The following is a 17,346-nucleotide window of genomic DNA, read 5'->3' as shown; positions in this document are numbered from 1 at the left end:
TAGGTGATAACCCTTGGGAAGTCTGGTAAGGGTGCCACCGTAGTGGCCGACAAACCGCCCGGCTCAGTTTGCAATCAATTGCACACGCCCCGGCCAGTGTTACCGTTTCATTCCCTTAAACCACCCTTCAACCCAATGTAACGCCGGGGGGCCGCCCGAAATGACCCGCTACGTCGCCTATCTCCGCGTCTCCACCGCAAGGCAGGGAGCTTCAGGGCTCGGGCTGGGGGCGCAGCGGATGGCTGTCGGCCAGTTTATAGGCCGGGTGGGGGGAGAGCTTGTTGCTGAGGTCCAGGAAGTGGAAAGCGGGCGGAAGAATGACCGGCCGCGGCTGCTGGAGGCACTGGCCCTCTGCCGGGTCCATGGCGCCACCCTGCTGATCGCCAAGTTGGATCGTTTGGCCCGAAACGTCGCCTTCATAGCCAACCTGATGGAAGCGGGGATTGAGTTCGTCGCCTGTGACATGGCGGCAGCCAACCGGCTGACTATTCATGTTCTTGCCGCCGTAGCAGAACATGAACAGGAGATGATCAGTAGTAGAACAAAAGCAGCTTTGGCAGCAGCAAAGATGCGTGGTGTGAAATTGGGAACGCCCGGAAATTTGAAACGACAGAGCGAAGGTAGTTTAGCAGGAAACAGAAGCCGCGCCGTGTCTGCTCAACTGCGAGCAAAAGATCTGAAGGCCGTTGTTCGAGACGTACAGGTTACAGGAGAGTGTAGCTTACGAAAGCTAGCTCAGGTCCTGAATGATCGTATGATTCCCGCTCCGAGGGGTGGGAGTTGGTCTGGTGCTCAGGTTCGAAGATTGTTGATAGATCAGAGTAAATTAGATCAATGAAGAGTGGTTGATACGTAGAAAATTACAAGTTCTATCTATTACGGCCGTGGCATTTCTTGTATTTTAGGCCGCTATTGCATGGGCATCGTGAGTTTGGTTTAGTGCGTGGGACTGATATTGGTCTGGATTTGGGGTCTTCAGGTTTTACAGACAATCCTGATATTACCGATTTGTTTTTATCAGATGTAACGACAATGAGGTCTGGCATGTAAGTTTCTTGTTTATTTATTGAAGAATAATAATCTGATGTAATCATTTCTGATGGATTGCGCGGAATAATCACGACGTTCAGTTGCTTTCCAATTGTGCCGTTAGATAAGTCTGCACCAGCTATTCTCATAAATATATTGTAGACTTCTCTAATGATTGCATTGCGAGAAGCGTGACGTTCAAGCATGCTTAGTAGACGCAACTCTTCGGCACGCTCCATTGCCGTCCATTGGCCAATACGTTGGATCAGCGCCGGAACTTTTTGAGCTGGTCTCCGCTCTTCTGTGAAGGAGGTGATAAATTCCCTTGATGCAATGGGCAGTATTTGTCCGTCAGGTCGGAATGAGAAATTGGATATGGCCGCCGTTACAGCTAGTGGCGGATCAATTCCATAGTGATACCCACAAAAAGAAATACTTAAGCGCTTTGTAGCTGGATCAAGGCGACGTATATGGTTATTTTTCTCGAAAAGCTCCGTTGCCTTTAGTGCGAGTCTTTTGATTATTAACTCTGCTTTGTAGTCTGGTGGTGATAAATCAAATAAAGAATCTAATATCCATTCTCTCGTTGAGAAGCGGCCTGCCGTTGCTAGTCCAGAAAATGAGACAGATAGGCGTGCATCGGAGGTAACTAGAGCAATCGCTTTATTTTCTTCGTCAGTTAGCGTGCCGTGTCTATAAGTTAATCTCCTATCTGATATCTGAATGCATTGTTCGTCATTTAATAATGATAAAACTAGTGTCATTATTGTGCGCTTCTGGCTCGTGTATTATCGAATGCCAAGGTAACAGATTTGGGTTAATCGGTTGAATGAATTGTGGTGTGTTGGGAGGGGGCCTAGCGCCCTCGCTCGTTGAGCAATTTGGATAGGGAAATAACCACATCCAGGTCCTTCTCTTCGAGGGCCTGGGCTTCTGTTAGGAGTTGCAGTTCTTTCTCCAGTCGCCGTTGGCTGGCCTCCCGCCCCTCTCCGACGCCCTCAAAGAAATAAGTCATTGGTGACCCGACCGCCTCACTGATGCGCTGCAGGGTATCGAGACCGGTCAACGCGAAGCCGCGCTCAATGTTGGAGATGGTCTCTGTGGCCTTGCCAACGGTCTCGGCTAGTGCCTCCTGCGTAAGGCCCGCCTGCTGACGCGCAGCTTTGACTCTCAGACCAATGTGCATTTTTAAGTTCATGATGCGACCCGGATTATCGAGTCGGGTCTGCGCATCGACCATGATCCCAAAATGCGTTTGCAATCAATTGCACGTAATATGGTAGCGACTTTTGGTCGAAGCCGATAAAACGGACTCCACAGTGCCAAGGAGGGCGGCGTGGGGTTGTTCATCGTTGGTGGGGAAACGGCGGCGCCGTTGGTGCGGGTGGCGTTCAGCGACACGCACCTGGAAAGGGATGTTCAGGTTTGGGTGAACCAGTGCCCAGCCATGATCAACGCCGGCTGTCCCATGTTGCCGCTGGGCATGGAGATCCAGACCAAGCACGGGCTGTCCATCGACAACCTTTTCCTCGACGGCAACGGCACGCTGGTGGCCGTAGAGATGAAGCGGGGACGGGCTCCCCGCGATGTGATTGCCCAAATCCTGGAGTACGCCAGCTTCATCAAGGGTCTGGAATGGGATGCCGTTGATCAGCTTTCCCACAAGATTCATGGCCGGCCGGCTGAGCAGGCGTTTGGTTCCTTTTTCGGCCGCCCGCTGTCAAAGGCGGGCAATCCGACCTTTAGGCTGGTTGTAGCTGCTGAAAGTTTCGACGCGCGGGTATTCGAAAGCGCGGTCCTGCTCATCAACACCGGGATGCCCTTGGCGCTGATGACGTTCACCTACTTCCGCGTGGGAAGTGCCGAGGTGTTGGAGACGGCGACTGTGTTGGGTGACATCCCCGCCCAAGCCCCGCCCAATGTGATTTTACCTGCCGGGCTACCTACCCCCATCCCAACGGCATCACAGGACTCCACGGCCCTCCCAGGCGCGGGAAATGGCTATAACGCGTGGCTCTTTTCCAACCTCGCCCGGAAGCTGACGGAACTGGCGGAACAGAAGGGATGGAGCCTGCGCAGTAAGGTCAACCAGATGTCGCTCCCCTTCGCGGAGACATCTTGGCCGCTGCCGTTTGGAGACTTCCATTTCCGGGTCGATGTGCATAAGGCGGGCGTTGTCTCCATCCGCCTGCATTTTCGCACGGATGTCGCGCCTGGCCTACCTGAGTTCCTCACTGCCCACCAGGCAGTGTGGGGTGGGGTGTTCAGAGGGGTGATGGCCAGATCGTCCAGCGTGACACCGAATACGTTGATCACGGCCACCGTGCCCCAGCCAGCTATGGGCGACCAGCAGGCCGTCAGCCGCACTTTTGACGAAGTGGCGAAAATGACAGAGGTTCTAACCCCTTTAATTCGGCGATATTTCGCTGAAATAAAGTCTATCGCGTCCCGGTAAAATAATAATTGATAGGCTGCTGACCAGTAATACGATCCCCTTAATTCGCAATATCAGGGGAATCAAATGCTTAACTTATTCCGTGACTCTCTTTGTTCTTTTTTGGTTTTGCCCGACGAGATTATGGAGCCGCTTGCGCTGCCGGATAAATGGATTGGGCTCAGCATTCTACAGAAAGCCATTAGGCGAGGAGATACCGCCAAGGCGGCGAGTGCCGCCCTGGCGTTGCTGCCGTTGGATCGCTCCGGGCTCTGGCGCCGCCTTTTGACCATCGCTTTCGAGGATGTTGGTATTGGCGACGAGAACGCCGTTTCCATGTGCGCGGCGGCTGTCGAGAGCCCGACCTGGCGGGCGGAGATGGGCGGTGACGCGCGGGTGGCGGTCACGCTCTGCAAGCTCTTGGCAGAGGGTGTTAAGGACCGGTCTGCTGATCATCTGATCTGTGCCGCGCGAAGTCACCCCGACTGGGAGGAGGTGCGCGAGGCCGCCGGCAGCAGGCCCCTTGCTGACCGCGTCCGCATGGTCGAGGACGCCTCCCTCCCCATCGCCGACAGGATCACCGCCGCTTGGTTCGCCTCCGGCGTGGAATGGTACCCGGAACGGCGTGTGGGCGCCGGTGACCTGGACGGGCTCATGGACGCCCTCCAGTCCGCTGGAGCCGCGCCCGGCATGGTCGCCGCGACCCGGGTTGGTATCCGCAGGGTGGGGCACCCCATCGTTCTCGTCCCCGCCATGCTGTCCGCTGTCACCACCGGCGAGCCTCACCGCTGGGAAGCGCGGAGCGTACCGCAGGAGACCTGCGTCAACGGCTTGCCCCTCCATGCCTATGACCAATTCACCCGGTTGGGGAAGGCCGCCATCGCCCGCTTCGCGCGGCAGAACAATGCGGTGCGGACGGTGCTGGAGCGTTTCGTGCCAGACCGGAAATGGGAAGCCGCCACCGGCCTGGGCGTCTTCTTCGCGGAGGGTAGCCAGGTCGCTAAGTGCCGCGTTTGGAGTGACGCGATCAATCCCGAGCGCTTGGGCCGGGAGGCTGATTTCGAGTCACAGGGCGTGGACATGAGTGCCGCCGATCCGGTGATCAACGTGGTCGGGGAGAATCTCCAGGACCTGAACCGGATCAGGATGGAACTACTGCGCCACTGAAATTGCAATTGATTGCACGCCGGGTATGGCTCTAGGTGCGGGGGGAAGGGCAATGGGTTCTGTAACTTGTCGCGAATGCGGGCATGTCGCCAAAGGCGAGGTGCTCATATGTCCGAACTGCGGGGCAAAGAGGGCGATTGGGTCAGGGCCGATGGTCTGGGCTGTTGGCATCTCCATCATTCTGCTTCTGATCGTCGGTCTCATTGGGCTTTGTTTCGTCCCCCGTCATCCAGAGACGGCACAGGAGGACGCCTTACAGGTTGCTCTCCGAACTGCGGAGGCGCTGCACCCTCATCCACCACCTCGTCCTGCTCTGGGCTGGTCCTATTCCTCCGAAGGCGACGGCATGACGAGTAAGGAAGTCAAGCTGGCGAGGACGGTGAGCGCCAATGTGGAGGATCTCCATTGGCCGTATGGGCCAAATGTTGGCGCCGTCCTGACCTTGAGAAAACATCCGCGCTTCGGGAAAAGTGCCTACATTACCCTCGATAGGGGGCAGATCCTCTGCCTCAGCTACGAGGATTGCTACATCGAGGTCCGTTTTGATGATCGGCCTGCCATGTCGTTTTCGGCGCGGCGGCCAAGCGATGGCACAACGGAGATCGTTTTCATTGGGGAGTACCCGAAGTTCCTGAAGGAACTGAGCCGATCAAAGAGTGTCTTGATCGAGTTGCCCATGTACCAGGATGGAAACCGGTCCTGGCGGTTCGAGGTCGGCGATCTAACTTGGCAATAGCATGCCAAAGTGCTCGGATAGAGCCTGCCCAGCCATGGTCACTACCGAGCTCAATGGATGCTAATGGTAGGGGGAAATAGATATTTGTAGGTGAGACGCGCCGTGAACGCATGGATTTTCCAGGGGAATCCCACTCTCTTTGACATGGAAAAGTACCTGGCGCAGAGCGATGGCGTAATTGTTTGGGGCGTTGGTCGATATGCCAGTGAGATTGCCCCTGGGGATGCAGCCTACATATGGAGGTCCCAAGGGAAGGAAAAGGACTTGGCGGGGATTATTGCCGAGGGGACCATTATGGATTGGCCCGCAGTCCAGCCCGATGATGCGGCCAGCGCCTTACTTTGGCGGGGAGAGGCTGAAGCTGAACTAGCGATGCGAGTGAAAATTCGGCTGAAGCGGATTGCGTCGCGTAAGGAAATTCTGAAGCGGGACTGGATGAAGGATGACAGTGTGCTCAGGAGCATGTTGATCATGCGGAATCCGAACCAAGGAACGCCATTTCCTCTCATGCCGGCTGAGGAACAGCGTCTTGGTGCCATGTGGCGAAAAACCGGTAGCGACTGGGGCCGAGATGAAATTATCGCGGCCATGCACCTCTATGAACAGCTTCAAGGGAAGCCGATTTCCAAAATCGCAGGATCAGAAGTCGAGCAATTGGCCCAAAAGATCGGCCGTGCTCCGACGGGTGTCTATAATAAGCTGATGAACTTGCGGGCGCTTGATCCCCGTGACGGAAGAACCGGATTTGAAGGGGCTTCCAAGCTCGATCAGGTAACCTGGGATGAGTTCTATGATGCAGAACGGCAGGAGATTGACGTCCGTCGACTGAGCGCCGAGCGAGGTCGCCTATGGGATGGCATCAGCGAAGGAGCGGAAACATCATATCCGTCGCTGGAGACGGAAGAGCGTCGTTTAAGCGAAAAGTCGACGGAATGGTTATTGGCGCATTACTCGCACCGGCCCCGGAATTTAGCGCCTCAGCGCCGTTCGCAGAGGGCCGCGACTTATGAACGTGACGCCATTGTCGCGTTGTTGCGCAAGCGGCTTGCTGGTTTCAGATGTGAGGTGGATGGCTGCACTAGCGAGAGGTTTGAGACCTCTGCGGGAGAGTATTTCATTGAAGTTCACCACTTAATTCCGTTAGCGGCTGGTGGGCCGGATACTCTTGAAAATACAGCTGCGGTATGCCCGACCCATCACAGGTTGATGCATCATGGAAAGGAGAAGAGAAAGATAACCGCACTGCTTTCAGATAAGCGTTCCAAGGATAAATGGCTATAGAATTTACTCGCCTTCGCGAGAAGGTGCGGCCTAATTTGGGGAGTGGGTCATGAAATTTCGCTCATGGGTCTGGCCTATCATTCTCGCCGTCGTGTTAATCCCGATAATTATTGTTTTCTTCGACGCCTTGCTTTGCTCAAAGGCTGGTGAGATTGCAGGGGCATTGGGCGGGTTAATTGGCGGTTTGGTCGGAGCGGGAGGCGCGATTTACGCTGTCAGCCTTGCCGTTTCAAGTCAGAGGAAGGAGGAGGCGAGGAGGGTGACCCGCGCCATCAACATTGAGGTCGCAGTGTATGTTAAGTACGTCATTGGTGCACTGGAGATTTGCAATCAGATAGCTAAGGCAAGAACATTGCTTCCGACGAATCAGGCTTCTTACATAACGAAAAGTATTCCGATTGATCCTACTGTCTATACTGCGGTTGCTGACAGAATAGGGCTTCTCATTCACCCAGAGGCAACTGTTAGCTTCTATGCTAGAATTCTAGAAGCAAAAGCCATGACAGAGGCCTTGGAAAAGAAGCCAAAAGATGTATCTCAAACTATGTATGTTCCCTCTCCGACAGAGCATGTTTCGATGAAAAACGTCCAGCCGGTGGTTGATGTTCTACTTACTGCTCTTGAGCTTTCTAGGCCTATTATCAACGCAGAGCCTGAATTTCGTGGCCGTGATGTTTTCGATAAACTGGTACGAAAGAGGACACTAGAGCAGATTGAACAGGCGCGGGAAGGTGTTCGCTCTTGGTATCCAAATTCGGAATGTTTTTCCCCGCCTCCTATGGAGCTATAAGACTCCGTGGTACAGACTTTTGGTACAGAACCTACCCGGTTCCGGGCCACAGCAGCGTGCAAACCCTAAGGTTTCCGGGGCTTGGCGGAAAATGGGAACTTCTCCCACCCTCTCCGCCATTCCCTTATAGAGCAACGTGAGATGCCGGAAGGCGCCCCGTTGCCCTTGCAATGCGCGCCGCAACTCACGGCAATCTCTTCCAGAAAATTGGGTTAATAGACTCTCCCGGGTCGCTATGGCCGTTTAGGGGCGGCACGACGCTGCCTGGCGGATCGGCGGCGGATACCCGGATTAGGCGGGTGTGGCGTCGGCGGTTTCACTATGCTGATCACGCCCGCAATAACGGCAAATATTGGCGTCTGCCTTTATCAGCTCGGCGCAGTGCGGGCATTTTTTCATTCCATTATCCAGTTGCCGCTGCTCGACTTCCGCGACGTTCGGCGAGATCAGCAGGGCATGGATTAAGGCAATGATGAAGAATGCGGCGCCATAGAGCCACCACAGGAAAAATGAACGACCTTTACTGTGGGCGATGTAGCCGGGAATGACACCAATCAAGGCGGCGATGGCGAATATTTGAAACATTTTCACACCCTATCTGTCGAATTCCTTGCCATCGGTGGAAACTGTGTATAGCCACTTGCTGTAGGGAAGGCGAAGGTAGATAGTCGCGTTTTGGGCCACGGTGCCCAGCAGCATGCTGCGGCATAGCAGGCTGACACTGCCTTGAACGCGGTCACACATCGCATCAGCGCTATCAATGAACTGCATTTTATTCAGTCTGGAAATAATCAGGGTTTTTCCATCAGGAATGGCGCCGATGGGCTGAATCACGAATATTGTTATCTGTGTGCACAGGACGGCGACAATCAGGACAATGGTCGCCAGCCCGCCAAGGATTATGGCTTTCTTTTTATTCATTCTCCCCTATGCCTCCATGGCCCGTTTATTGTGATTTTCTGAAACTTATGTGCTTGGCACGAGCGCGCGTTCACGGCACATATCGGAACATAGGCAGAACGAAGAGTCAACGAACATTCCCGTTTTTGGTGTGTGTCCGATCATTTTGCAAAAGACGGCGCGCATCGTCCCAGTGGCAGGGAACTGCCCTCCACAATCAGGTCCACAGGGTTTGACAGATGGCCGGAGCGCCAGCCGGCTTATCCATCCAAAGTCCATCCTGCCTTCCCTCTTTATCCGCGCCATGCTGTCCCCCCAGCAGGGGAGGATGCTCATGGTCAGGGTGGTGGCGGGGTTGGCGTTGGTGGTGATGCTGCTGGTGGTGGCGGCCCGGGCCGGCGCCGCGCCGGCGGGGGGCCCTGCCACGGCGGTGTTCGACGTGCAGTTCGTCAACAGCTCACCGGCCGACACCACGGCGGAGGAGGCGGCACGGGTGGCGCGGCTGGGGGTGGCCTTGCGGGCGGCGCTGGCGCAATCGGGGCGCTATGCCCTGGTGGACATGACGCCCTGGGCGGCCACGCTGGCGGCGAAGCCCGCCCCGCGCGATTGCCCGCCCTGCGCCCTGGAGATCGCCACCCGGGCGGGGGCGACCGTGGCCGTGTTCGCCTGGGTGCAGAAGGTCAGCAACCTAATCCTGAACCTGAACATCAGCATCCGCGACGCCACCACCGGCCAGGTGCTGAAAGGCGGCAGCGTCGACATCCGCGGCAATACGGACGAGTCCTGGGATCGGGGACTGAAGTTCCTGCTCCAGGAGCATGTGTTTGAGGAGGGGCGGTAGTTCCCTCAATCGGCGGGCGGGCCCATCCGGGCCCTTGCCTTATCCTCGATTTCCAGTCCGCTTCGCTCCCCAGAAATCTCCGGCGGCCGCGGTCGCGGCCTAAGTTCAGATCGGCTGGTCGATGGAGGTGGCCAGCGGGGTGAACAGCGTGGGTCCCGTCTCCGTCATGTGCCAGCAATCCTCCAGCCGGATGCCGAACTCACCAGGGATGTAGATCCCGGGCTCGTCGGAGAAGCACATGCCGGGCTCCAGCGGTGTGGCGTCGCTCAGCACCAGGTAGGGGGATTCGTGGCCGTCCAGGCCGATGCCGTGGCCGGTGCGGTGCGACAGGCCGGGCAGGCGGTAACCGGGACCCCAGCCTTCCCCCTCGTAATAGCGGCGCACCGCCTTGTCGATGTCACCCACCGGAATGCCCGGCTTGGCGGTTTCCAGCGCGATCTCCTGCCCACGCCTCACCGTGTCCCACACCGTGCGCTGGCGGGCGCTGGGGGTGCCGAAGACCCAGGTGCGGGAAATGTCGGACTGGTAACCGTGCACGGCGCAGCCGCAGTCGAGCAGCACGGTGGAGCCGTCCCGCACCACCTCCGGCTGGAGGGAGCCGTGGGGATAGGCGCTGGCCTCGTTCAGCAGCACCAGGGAAAATTCGGGCCGCCCGCCCAGGGCCGCCGTGGCGGTGTCCACCAGGGCGGCAATGTCGGCGGCGCGCATGCCCGGTCGCACATGGGCGTGGGCATACCGCAGGGCCGCCAGCGTCACGGCGTTGGCCACCTGCATCAGGGCCAGTTCCGCTGGCGACTTGTGCATGCGGCAGGCCCGCACCAGATCGTCGCCGGACACCAGGTCATAATCCCGCGTCACCTGGCGGATGCCGTCGATGATGAAAAAGCGGGTGGTGGGCTCCACCGCCACCGTCCGCGCCACCGTCCCCGCCGCCACGCCGCCGTCCTTCAGCGCCTGGGCCAGGCGCTGGAAGGGGCTTTCATGCTCCTGCCAGGCACGGACGTCGCCGCCCACCTGCAGGGTTTCGCGCACCGACGGTTCCTCGAACGCCGGGGTCACCACGATGACCGGCCCCTGGGCCGGGATCAGGGCGGCGGTGGTCCGTTCAGAGCGGTGCCAGCGGATGCCGGTGAAATACTCCAGGCTCGACCCGGATTCGACCAGGAAGGCGCCGATGCCGCGCCGTGCCATCAGGTCCTGCAGCTTGGCGATGCGGGCCTGCCGCTCTTCCACCGTGATGGGCTTGGCGCCGGTGGTCAGGGATTTCAGGGCGGCGAGGTCGCCGCCGCCGGTGGCGGCCATGGCCCCCATGGTGCTGGCGGTAATGGCCGGGACCGACAAGGGCAGGGCGGCTGCGGCGGTGAGGAGGTGGCGGCGGCTGAGCATGGTGACGCTGTCCCGGAGGGTTCCGCGCCAGCCTTGCGCGGCTGGCGGTTCGCCCTCCGTCCTATCACAGCGCATCCGCCCTTTCCCCGCCTTTCCCCAGCGGTGGCGGTTCGGGGTGGTTTATCCGCCGGCGGCCCTGGCCTTCATGTAGGCGCGCAGGCCTTCCTCCATCTCATCCCACACCCGTGCCAGGGCGGGGCTTTCGCGCAAGCCCTGGGCGTAGCCGGCCACGGCGGCGTGGCGGTCCAGCAGGTGGGTGCGGCCGGAAAAGCGCATCAGTCCCTCCAGCGTGTAACGCACGGGCGTCAGCCACGCGTCGGCGGTGGTCACCCGGCCGCCGAAGGCGAAGGGGCCGCGCGCCGCGTCGTCCGCCAGCAGGGCGTTCAACTGGCCCAGGCCCGTGTCCAGCTTGGCCAGTTGCGCCTGGATGGCTCCCTCATCCGGGGTCTTGCTGTCGAACAGGGCGAACAGGGGGAAGGTTTCCCGCATCACATAATGGTCGGCCACGGCGGTCAGCAGGCGCACGCGCGCGCCGTCCACCGGGTCGGCGGGGCGCAGGGGGACGGCCGGGAAGGCATCCTCCAGATACTCCACGATCACGCCCGACTCCGGGATGGACCGGCCGTCGTCCAGCACCAGCACGGGCACCCGCACCATGGGGTTCAGCGCCCGGAAGGCGGGGGAGGTGCGCCAGTCTTCCGGCGGGGTTAGGATGTCGACGGCCAGGTCCTTGGCATAGATCGCGGCCCGGGCGCGGGCGGCGAAGGGCGACAGGGCCAGGGAATAGAGTTTCATGGCGGCTCTCCACGGGGAAGGGGATGGCTGGAACGATAGTCTTGGGGGACACCGTGGGCTTGGAAAAACGCGACAGCAGGAAGGAAGCCCCGTGCATCCGGTGACGGCGGCGCCTAAGGGGGTGCTGGCGCCCGGCGCGGCGGCGCAGCGTTTCCGCCTGGGCCGTTACCAACCGTCTCCGGATCTGGCCCCCGATCTGGCGGCGGTGGTGGAGCATTACTGGGTGGTGGCCTGGGACCTGACGGGGCAGCCGCCCTATGTCCAGCGCACGCTGCCCTATCCCGCCGTGAATTTGGTGTTCGAGCGCGGCCGCTCCGCCGTCTACGGCCCCATGCACGGCATCTTCGCCTATGAATTACGTGATGCCGGGCGGGTGCTGGGCATCCGCTTCCGCCCCGCCGGCTTTCGCGCCTTGGTGGATGCCCCCCTCACCACGCTGGTCGACCGTGTCCTGCCGCTGGAGGCCGTGCTGGGCCACCTGACCCCGGCGACCGCGGCGGCGGCGGAGGCGGCGGTGCTGGCCGCCGACGATGACGCCGGCATGGTGGCGGTGGCCGAGCCCCTGCTGCGCCAGGGGTTGAGGTTGAGGGCGGCCCCCGCCCAGGTGGAAGAGGTCAACCGCCTGGTGGCGCTGATCGAGGCCGACCGGGAGATTTTGCGGGTGGACGATCTGGTCGCCCGCTCCGGCCTTGGCGTGCGCACGCTGCAGCGCCTGTTCGCCGATCTGGTGGGCATGACGCCCAAATGGGTCATCCGCCGCGCCCGCCTGCATGAGGCAGCGCACCGGCTGGCCCAAGAGGGGGGCGGCCAAGAGGGGCGGGGCGAGGATGGCGCGGCGCTGGATCTGACGACACTGGCCCAGGATCTGGGGTATTTCGATCACGCCCACTTCACCCAGGATTTCAAACAGGTCATCGGCCAGTCCCCCTCCGCCTACCGCGAGGCCTGCGCCCGGAAGATCGTCGAAGGGAAACAGCACCCATGACCCTGCAAGACCGCCTGCGCTGGCTGCTGCCCGCGGCATTCGCCTGGTTCGCCACCGACCAGGCGACCAAGGCCTGGCTGAAACAGGCGCTGACGCCGGGGGTGGAACTGACCGCGCTGGGCGGCGCCATCCTGGTGACGCCGGTCAACAACCCCGGCGCCTTCCTCAGCCTGGGCGCCGGGCTGGACGACCACGCGCGCGGCCTGGTCTTCACCGTGGGCGTGGCCCTGGTCCTGGCGGCCCTGCTGGTGTGGAGCCTGCGGGCCAAGACGCTCGGGTGCCTGGAACTGCTGGGTGCCGGCAGTTTCCTGGGCGGCGGCCTGGGCAACCTGCTGGACCGTCTGCGTCAGGACGGCATGGTGTTCGATTTCCTGAACCTGGGCATCGGCCCCTTGCGCACCGGCATCTTCAACATCGCCGATGTGGGCCTGATGGCGGGGGTGGCGCTGTTCGTGGCGGGTGGGTTCAGGGGCGGAATGCGCCGCGTATAGTTATGTTCAGCAACTTTTCTGGACATCCATCGTTTCCGCGCGCACCTTAATCCCGCCCATAAGAACAAACGGGAGAGGAACGTGCTGAACCAAGACGCGGTGCCCGCGCCCGCCGGTGCCCCCATGGCGGCGGCCGGCGGTCTGTTGAACCGAACGACGCTTCTGTGCCTGCTGGTCGCCATCCTGGAGGGGGTGGATTTGCAGGCCGCCGGCGTGGCGGCGCCGAAGCTGGCCCCGGCGCTGCACCTGACGCCGGGCCAGTTGGGCATCTTCTTCAGCGCCGGCACCATCGGCCTGTTCCTGGGCGCGTTGGTGGGCGGGCGGCTGGCCGACCATTTCGGGCGCAAGGCCGTGCTGGTTGTCTCCGTCGCCCTGTTCGGCCTGTTCACGGTCGCCACCGCCTTGTCGCCGGACTTCACCACCCTGTTCCTCATGCGCCTGGCCACGGGCCTGGGGCTGGGGGGCACGCTGCCCAACCTGGTGGCGCTGGCGGCGGAGAACAGCCCGCCGGGACGCAGCGGTGGCGCCGTTTCCCTGATGTATGGCGGCATGCCGCTGGGCGGTGCCATCGTCAGCCTTATCGCCATCTTCGCCGCGATGAGCGGCGGCTTCGACAGTTGGCGCACCATCTTCTATGCCGCCGGCGGTGCGCCGCTGCTGGTCCTGCCCCTGCTGATCTGGGCCCTGCCCGAGTCGCGCGCCTTCCGCGTGGCCGCGGCCGCGGACAAGGAGGGGCGGCCCGGCGTTCTCACCATCCTGTTCGGCGGCGGCCGCGCGGCGGAGACGGTGCTGTTGTGGCTGGCCTTCTTCGCCACCCTGATGGTGCTGTACCTGCTGCTCAGCTGGCTGCCCCTGCTGATGACCGACCGGGGGTTCAGCAAGCCGCAGGCGGGGCTGATCCAACTGGTGCTGAACATCTCGGGCGCCATCGCTTGCGGCATCACCGGGCCTCTGCTGGACGGCCCGCGGCGCTTCAGTTTCGCCATCACCGTCTTTTTGGGCCTGGCTCTCTTCCTCGTGCTGCTGGCCTTGATGCCGCCCAACCTGACGGTGGCCATAGGGGTGGGCCTGGGTGCCGGCGCCATGATCCTGACCACCCAGGCCACGCTCTACGCCGCGGCCCCCGCATGCTACCCCATCGCCATCCGTGGCACCGGCGTGGGCGGGGCGGTGGCCGCCGGGCGCCTGGGGTCCATCTTCGGGCCGTTGCTGGGCACTGCCCTCGTGCAGGCGGGGTTATCGGCCTCGGGTTTGCTGCTCAGCCTCGTGCCCCTGGTCGCGGTGGGGGGGCTGCTGGCGGTCCTGCTGATCCACCGGCAGCTGCGGCGCCGGGCCTGACGCTTCCCAGGCCACCGTTTCCCAGGCGGCCGATTCCCTCGCCAGCCGCCGCGCGACGGTGTAACCCTGCCGCCCGGTATCGGGATGCGCTGTTGGGGAAGGGATGGGCAGGAAGACGGATATGGTGCTGGCCGTGGCGGACATGGCCGGCACCGTGCTGTTCGCGGTCGAGGGCGCTATGGCGGCGTTGCGGGGTGGGCTGGACCTGTTCGGGGTGCTGGTCCTGTCCTTCGCCACTGCCCTGGGCGGCGGCGTGCTGCGCGACCTGCTGATCGGGGCGGCGCCGCCCACGGCGCTGCGCGACTGGCGCTATCCCGCCATGGCCTTCGCCGCCGGGGGCGCCACTTTCGCCGGCCACGCCATCGTTGGCCAGATTCCGGTGGGCCAGGGCCCTCTGGGGTGGATGACCACGCTGGACGCCGCCGGCCTGTCGCTGTTCGCCGTGGCCGGCACGGAAAAGGCGCTGAACCGCCACATACCGCCCTTCAGCGCCGTGCTGATGGGCACCATCACCGGGGTGGGCGGCGGCACCCTGCGCGACCTGCTGCTGGCCCAGGTGCCGGCCATCCTGCGGGTCGATGTCTATGCCACGGCGGCCCTGCTGGGGGCCGCGGTGATGACCGCCGCCATCCGCCTGGGCGTCGCCCCGCGCTATGCCGCCTTGATGGGGGGCGGCGCCTGCTTCGTCCTGCGCATGGTCAGCGTCTGGCGCCACTGGGCCCTGCCCACGGCGGCGGGGCTGGCCGGCTGACGTTTCAGTCGCCGTCCACCTTGGGCGCCGGCGTCGCCGTATCCGACGGCTTGTCCGTCTTCGGCTTGGCCTTCAGGGCGTCGGCCTCGGCCTTGTCGATGGGGATCATGCTGTCGATCAGGCAGACGGGCGGCACGGGCATGCCCACCAGGGTCAGGGGATCGGTGCGGCACAGCTCATCATTATGGGAAACGTAGGCGAAGCCGTAGAAGCCCAGCCCTGTGCACCGGCCGGCCAGGTTGATGCGGATGAACTTGGTGCGGTCCTGCATCTCCACCAGGATGGTGCTTTCATCGATGACCTGGGTGCGGCGGATGGTGCGCACGGGGATGCACATCTGGCCCCGGTCCCGCGACTCGGCGTCGGCCGTCTGGGTTCCGGGGGCGCCCTTATCGGCGGCTGGGTCGGCGGCGCAGCCGGCCAGCAGGCCGGCGGCAAGGGTCGCGGTGATCAAGGCGGGGGCGAAGCGGAACATGGCGGGGGCCTCCCAAGGCGTTCACCCTGGAAGGTAAGCGCCGATTCGCCCCGCCACAAGCGGCGGCCGCGTCGCAGGGGAGGCGGCCGGCATGGTTATAGGTTTTAGGGCTCCAGGCCTAATAGGCGAACCCGCGCCCGCCATGCTAGCATCCGCCCGATGTATAACGATGTCGTCGACCTGCGCGAATTCTATGAAACCAGCCTGGGCCAGGTGGTCCGGCGCCTGGTGCGCCGCCGCCTGCGGGAGCTGTGGCCCGATGTCACCGGCCAGCGCGTGCTGGGCATCGGCTACGCCACGCCCTTCCTGCGCCCCTTCCTGACAGAGGCGGAGCGGGTGATGGCCGTCATGCCCGCCGCCCAGGGGGTGGTCTTCTGGCCGCCGGAAGGGCCGGGGCTGGTGACGCTGGGCGAAGAATCGGAACTGCCGTTCCCCAATATGTCGGTCGATCGCGTGCTGCTGGTCCATGGGCTGGAGTTCACCGAGCACCTGAAGCCCATGATGCAGGAGATCTGGCGCGTGCTGGCGGGGGGCGGGCGCCTGATCGCCGTCGTGCCCAACCGGCGCGGCATCTGGGCCCGCACCGACCGCACCCCTTTCGGCCACGGGTCGCCCTTTTCCTCCGGCCAGTTGCGCCGCGTCTTGCGCGCCAACCTGTTCGTGCCGGAGCGGGAGACGTCGGCCCTGTTCATGCCGCCCGTGACCTCCCGATTCTTCATGGCGTCGGCGGGCGCGGTGGAAAACCTGGGGGCCCGCTGGTTCAAGGCCTTCGCCGGCGTCCAGATCGTGGAGGCCAGCAAGCAGATTTACGCCACCACCGCCACCCGCGTGGTCGAGCCGCGGCGGCGCATGGCCCCCTCGGTGGCGCAGCCGGCCTTCTCCGGCCTGGCGGCGGAACGGCGGCTTCTGCCCCGGCTGATCGCTTCCTCCGGCACCGGCATGGACCCGGACGCGGAGCCCTGAGAATCCCGCAACGGTGCCGGGCGCGGAGATTCCGCGCGGACTCGTATTGGGGGTGCTTGACAGGGGCCGGGTCGCCTGTATAGTGCGCGCTCTCTTAGAAACGGGTCCTGTGCTAGGTCCCGTCGTTCCGTTTTGCGTGGGCGCTGGCCACTCTCGGCTGGGCCCGGCCAGATCAGTGGTGGGCTAGAATGTTCGCAGTCATCCGCACCGGCGGTAAGCAGTACAAGGTCGCGGCCGGCGACGTCATTAAGGTTGAGAAGCTGGCGGGTGAAGCCGGCGCCTCCCTGAAGCTGGACGAGGTCCTGCTGGTCAGCGATGCCGGCAACACCACCGTCGGCACCCCGCTGGTGGCTGGCGCCGCCGTGACGGCCACCGTGGTGGCCCAGGCCCATGCGCCGCACATCATCATCTTCAAGAAGAAGCGCCGGCAGAACTACCGCCGCAAGAATGGCCATCGTCAGGACCTGACGATCCTGCGCATCACCGACATCCAGGCCGGCGCCTGATCGGCAGCCGACCCGCTAGATTTAAGGAGTTTTCGAGATGGCACATAAAAAGGCAGGCGGTAGCTCCCGCAACGGTCGTGACAGCGCCGGTCGTCGTCTGGGCGTGAAGGCCTTCGGCGGTGAAGCCGTCGTTTCCGGCAACATCATCGTCCGCCAGCGCGGCACGAAGTTCCACCCCGGCGCCAACGTGGGCCTGGGCAAGGACCACACCATTTTCGCGGTCGCCGATGGCGCCGTGAAGTTCCACACCGGCCGTCAGGGCCGCACCTACGTGTCCGTCGAGCTGGCCCAGGAGCCGGTGGCCGCCGCCGCCGAGTAACCTGCCGCTTCGGCATCAGGTGTTTTGACTCTGATCGGGGGGACGGGTGACCGTTCCCCCGATTTGCATTTGCCGCGTGCCGCCCAGTCTCCCACTCCCCTGCTAGGACGCGACCGCGTCCGCCGGAGCGAGCACCGAAGGGCGGAGCGAGGAAGCCAA

21 protein-coding genes are annotated in these 17,346 nt (G+C 62.4%); 14 read left to right on the top strand and 7 right to left on the bottom strand.

Annotation, left to right across the window (positions count from 1 at the left end; genetic code table 11):
- The first annotated feature begins 160 nt into the window (after positions 1–160).
- Positions 161–838, top strand: coding sequence for a recombinase family protein (locus FBZ90_RS04810; protein WP_145729876.1), 678 nt, complete (start codon positions 161–163; stop codon positions 836–838).
- A 31-nt stretch (positions 839–869) separates the two neighbouring features.
- Here FBZ90_RS04810 and FBZ90_RS04805 read toward each other — a convergent pair whose 3' ends face one another.
- Positions 870–1,793, bottom strand: a complete 924-nt coding sequence (locus tag FBZ90_RS04805; protein ID WP_145729875.1) for an SEC-C domain-containing protein — start codon at positions 1,791–1,793, stop codon at positions 870–872.
- Positions 1,794–1,885: 92 nt separating this feature from the next.
- Positions 1,886–2,269, bottom strand: a complete 384-nt coding sequence (locus FBZ90_RS04800) for a helix-turn-helix domain-containing protein (protein WP_145729874.1) — start codon at positions 2,267–2,269, stop codon at positions 1,886–1,888.
- Positions 2,270–2,365: 96 nt separating this feature from the next.
- Between FBZ90_RS04800 and FBZ90_RS04795 the strand changes: the two genes are divergently transcribed.
- The 5 genes from FBZ90_RS04795 (at position 2,366) to FBZ90_RS04775 (ending at position 7,437) form a co-directional block, all read left to right on the top strand.
- A complete protein-coding gene (locus tag FBZ90_RS04795) occupies positions 2,366–3,484 on the top strand; it encodes a PDDEXK family nuclease (RefSeq protein WP_145729873.1) in 1,119 nt (372 codons plus the stop codon).
- Between the two features lie 66 nt (positions 3,485–3,550).
- Positions 3,551–4,630: a hypothetical protein gene (locus FBZ90_RS04790; RefSeq protein ID WP_145729872.1), complete on the top strand. Its 1,080-nt coding sequence runs from the start codon at positions 3,551–3,553 to the stop codon at positions 4,628–4,630.
- A 151-nt stretch (positions 4,631–4,781) separates the two neighbouring features.
- A complete protein-coding gene (locus FBZ90_RS04785) occupies positions 4,782–5,366 on the top strand; it encodes a hypothetical protein (RefSeq protein WP_145729871.1) in 585 nt (194 codons plus the stop codon).
- A 90-nt stretch (positions 5,367–5,456) separates the two neighbouring features.
- A complete protein-coding gene (locus FBZ90_RS04780) occupies positions 5,457–6,647 on the top strand; it encodes an HNH endonuclease (RefSeq protein WP_145729870.1) in 1,191 nt (396 codons plus the stop codon).
- Between the two features lie 49 nt (positions 6,648–6,696).
- Positions 6,697–7,437, top strand: coding sequence for a hypothetical protein (locus tag FBZ90_RS04775; RefSeq protein WP_145729869.1), 741 nt, complete (start codon positions 6,697–6,699; stop codon positions 7,435–7,437).
- A 291-nt stretch (positions 7,438–7,728) separates the two neighbouring features.
- On the opposite strand, the gene FBZ90_RS04770 is transcribed toward FBZ90_RS04775, so the two are convergent.
- Entirely contained in the window at positions 7,729–8,022 is a 294-nt protein-coding gene (locus FBZ90_RS04770) for a zinc ribbon domain-containing protein (protein WP_145729868.1), read from the bottom strand.
- A 9-nt stretch (positions 8,023–8,031) separates the two neighbouring features.
- On the bottom strand, positions 8,032–8,358 hold the full coding sequence (locus tag FBZ90_RS04765; RefSeq protein ID WP_145729867.1) for a hypothetical protein: 327 nt from the start codon (positions 8,356–8,358) through the stop codon (positions 8,032–8,034).
- A 313-nt stretch (positions 8,359–8,671) separates the two neighbouring features.
- Here FBZ90_RS04765 and FBZ90_RS04760 point away from each other — a divergent pair, with 313 nt between their 5' ends.
- Positions 8,672–9,178, top strand: a complete 507-nt coding sequence (locus tag FBZ90_RS04760) for a DUF3280 domain-containing protein (protein ID WP_186455603.1) — start codon at positions 8,672–8,674, stop codon at positions 9,176–9,178.
- Positions 9,179–9,283: 105 nt separating this feature from the next.
- On the opposite strand, the gene FBZ90_RS04755 is transcribed toward FBZ90_RS04760, so the two are convergent.
- On the bottom strand, positions 9,284–10,639 hold the full coding sequence (locus FBZ90_RS04755) for a M24 family metallopeptidase (RefSeq protein WP_246130153.1): 1,356 nt from the start codon (positions 10,637–10,639) through the stop codon (positions 9,284–9,286).
- Between the two features lie 45 nt (positions 10,640–10,684).
- Positions 10,685–11,359: a glutathione S-transferase family protein gene (locus tag FBZ90_RS04750; protein ID WP_145729865.1), complete on the bottom strand. Its 675-nt coding sequence runs from the start codon at positions 11,357–11,359 to the stop codon at positions 10,685–10,687.
- 91 nt (positions 11,360–11,450) lie between these two features.
- On the opposite strand from FBZ90_RS04750, the gene FBZ90_RS04745 reads away from it, so the two are divergent.
- From FBZ90_RS04745 to FBZ90_RS04730, 4 genes are all read left to right on the top strand, one after another.
- Positions 11,451–12,344: an AraC family transcriptional regulator gene (locus FBZ90_RS04745; protein ID WP_211101908.1), complete on the top strand. Its 894-nt coding sequence runs from the start codon at positions 11,451–11,453 to the stop codon at positions 12,342–12,344.
- Positions 12,341–12,835 carry a signal peptidase II gene (locus FBZ90_RS04740; protein WP_145729863.1) on the top strand — a complete coding sequence of 165 codons (495 nt, stop codon included), beginning with the start codon at positions 12,341–12,343 and terminating at the stop codon, positions 12,833–12,835. The genes FBZ90_RS04745 and FBZ90_RS04740 overlap by 4 nt, the downstream gene beginning before the upstream one ends.
- An 81-nt stretch (positions 12,836–12,916) precedes the next feature.
- Positions 12,917–14,173, top strand: coding sequence for a 3-(3-hydroxy-phenyl)propionate transporter MhpT (gene mhpT / locus FBZ90_RS04735; RefSeq protein WP_246130152.1), 1,257 nt, complete (start codon positions 12,917–12,919; stop codon positions 14,171–14,173).
- Between the two features lie 103 nt (positions 14,174–14,276).
- The gene (locus FBZ90_RS04730; RefSeq protein WP_145729862.1) at positions 14,277–14,924 is read left to right on the top strand and encodes a trimeric intracellular cation channel family protein; all 648 of its coding nucleotides are present in this window, start codon (positions 14,277–14,279) and stop codon (positions 14,922–14,924) included.
- A gap of 4 nt (positions 14,925–14,928) precedes the next feature.
- On the opposite strand, the gene FBZ90_RS04725 is transcribed toward FBZ90_RS04730, so the two are convergent.
- Positions 14,929–15,399 carry a DUF6491 family protein gene (locus tag FBZ90_RS04725; RefSeq protein WP_145729861.1) on the bottom strand — a complete coding sequence of 157 codons (471 nt, stop codon included), beginning with the start codon at positions 15,397–15,399 and terminating at the stop codon, positions 14,929–14,931.
- A 159-nt stretch (positions 15,400–15,558) separates the two neighbouring features.
- Between FBZ90_RS04725 and FBZ90_RS04720 the strand changes: the two genes are divergently transcribed.
- From FBZ90_RS04720 to rpmA, 3 genes are all read left to right on the top strand, one after another.
- On the top strand, positions 15,559–16,362 hold the full coding sequence (locus FBZ90_RS04720; RefSeq protein WP_145729860.1) for a class I SAM-dependent methyltransferase: 804 nt from the start codon (positions 15,559–15,561) through the stop codon (positions 16,360–16,362).
- Between the two features lie 188 nt (positions 16,363–16,550).
- Positions 16,551–16,868 (top strand): 50S ribosomal protein L21, encoded by a 318-nt coding sequence (gene rplU, locus FBZ90_RS04715; RefSeq protein WP_145729859.1) that lies wholly within the window; start codon positions 16,551–16,553, stop codon positions 16,866–16,868.
- Positions 16,869–16,905: 37 nt separating this feature from the next.
- A complete protein-coding gene (gene rpmA / locus FBZ90_RS04710; protein ID WP_145729858.1) occupies positions 16,906–17,187 on the top strand; it encodes a 50S ribosomal protein L27 in 282 nt (93 codons plus the stop codon).
- Positions 17,188–17,346 lie beyond the last annotated feature (159 nt).

Source organism: Nitrospirillum pindoramense (assembly GCF_007827955.1).
GTDB classification, from domain to species: domain Bacteria; phylum Pseudomonadota; class Alphaproteobacteria; order Azospirillales; family Azospirillaceae; genus Nitrospirillum; species Nitrospirillum amazonense_B.
The sequence above is the reverse complement of the archived record's forward strand: the minus strand, read 5'-3'. Positions and strand labels throughout refer to the sequence as shown.

Bases quoted from the DNA above. Each gene is read 5' to 3' on its own strand.
- rplU (WP_145729859.1), top strand. From the start codon at position 16,551: ATGTTCGCAGTCATCCGCACCGGCGGTAAGCAGTACAAGGTCGCGGCC.
- FBZ90_RS04800 (WP_145729874.1), bottom strand. From the start codon at position 2,269: ATGGTCGATGCGCAGACCCGACTCGATAATCCGGGTCGCATCATGAAC.
- FBZ90_RS04785 (WP_145729871.1), top strand. From the start codon at position 4,782: ATGGTCTGGGCTGTTGGCATCTCCATCATTCTGCTTCTGATCGTCGGT.
- FBZ90_RS04790 (WP_145729872.1), top strand. From the start codon at position 3,551: ATGCTTAACTTATTCCGTGACTCTCTTTGTTCTTTTTTGGTTTTGCCC.
- FBZ90_RS04770 (WP_145729868.1), bottom strand. From the start codon at position 8,022: ATGTTTCAAATATTCGCCATCGCCGCCTTGATTGGTGTCATTCCCGGC.
- FBZ90_RS04810 (WP_145729876.1), top strand. From the start codon at position 161: ATGACCCGCTACGTCGCCTATCTCCGCGTCTCCACCGCAAGGCAGGGA.
- FBZ90_RS04740 (WP_145729863.1), top strand. From the start codon at position 12,341: ATGACCCTGCAAGACCGCCTGCGCTGGCTGCTGCCCGCGGCATTCGCC.
- FBZ90_RS04775 (WP_145729869.1), top strand. From the start codon at position 6,697: ATGAAATTTCGCTCATGGGTCTGGCCTATCATTCTCGCCGTCGTGTTA.
- rpmA (WP_145729858.1), top strand. From the start codon at position 16,906: ATGGCACATAAAAAGGCAGGCGGTAGCTCCCGCAACGGTCGTGACAGC.
- FBZ90_RS04730 (WP_145729862.1), top strand. From the start codon at position 14,277: ATGGGCAGGAAGACGGATATGGTGCTGGCCGTGGCGGACATGGCCGGC.
- FBZ90_RS04750 (WP_145729865.1), bottom strand. From the start codon at position 11,359: ATGAAACTCTATTCCCTGGCCCTGTCGCCCTTCGCCGCCCGCGCCCGG.
- FBZ90_RS04755 (WP_246130153.1), bottom strand. From the start codon at position 10,639: ATGCGCTGTGATAGGACGGAGGGCGAACCGCCAGCCGCGCAAGGCTGG.
- FBZ90_RS04765 (WP_145729867.1), bottom strand. From the start codon at position 8,358: ATGAATAAAAAGAAAGCCATAATCCTTGGCGGGCTGGCGACCATTGTC.
- FBZ90_RS04760 (WP_186455603.1), top strand. From the start codon at position 8,672: ATGGTCAGGGTGGTGGCGGGGTTGGCGTTGGTGGTGATGCTGCTGGTG.
- FBZ90_RS04720 (WP_145729860.1), top strand. From the start codon at position 15,559: ATGTATAACGATGTCGTCGACCTGCGCGAATTCTATGAAACCAGCCTG.
- FBZ90_RS04805 (WP_145729875.1), bottom strand. From the start codon at position 1,793: ATGACACTAGTTTTATCATTATTAAATGACGAACAATGCATTCAGATA.
- FBZ90_RS04725 (WP_145729861.1), bottom strand. From the start codon at position 15,399: ATGTTCCGCTTCGCCCCCGCCTTGATCACCGCGACCCTTGCCGCCGGC.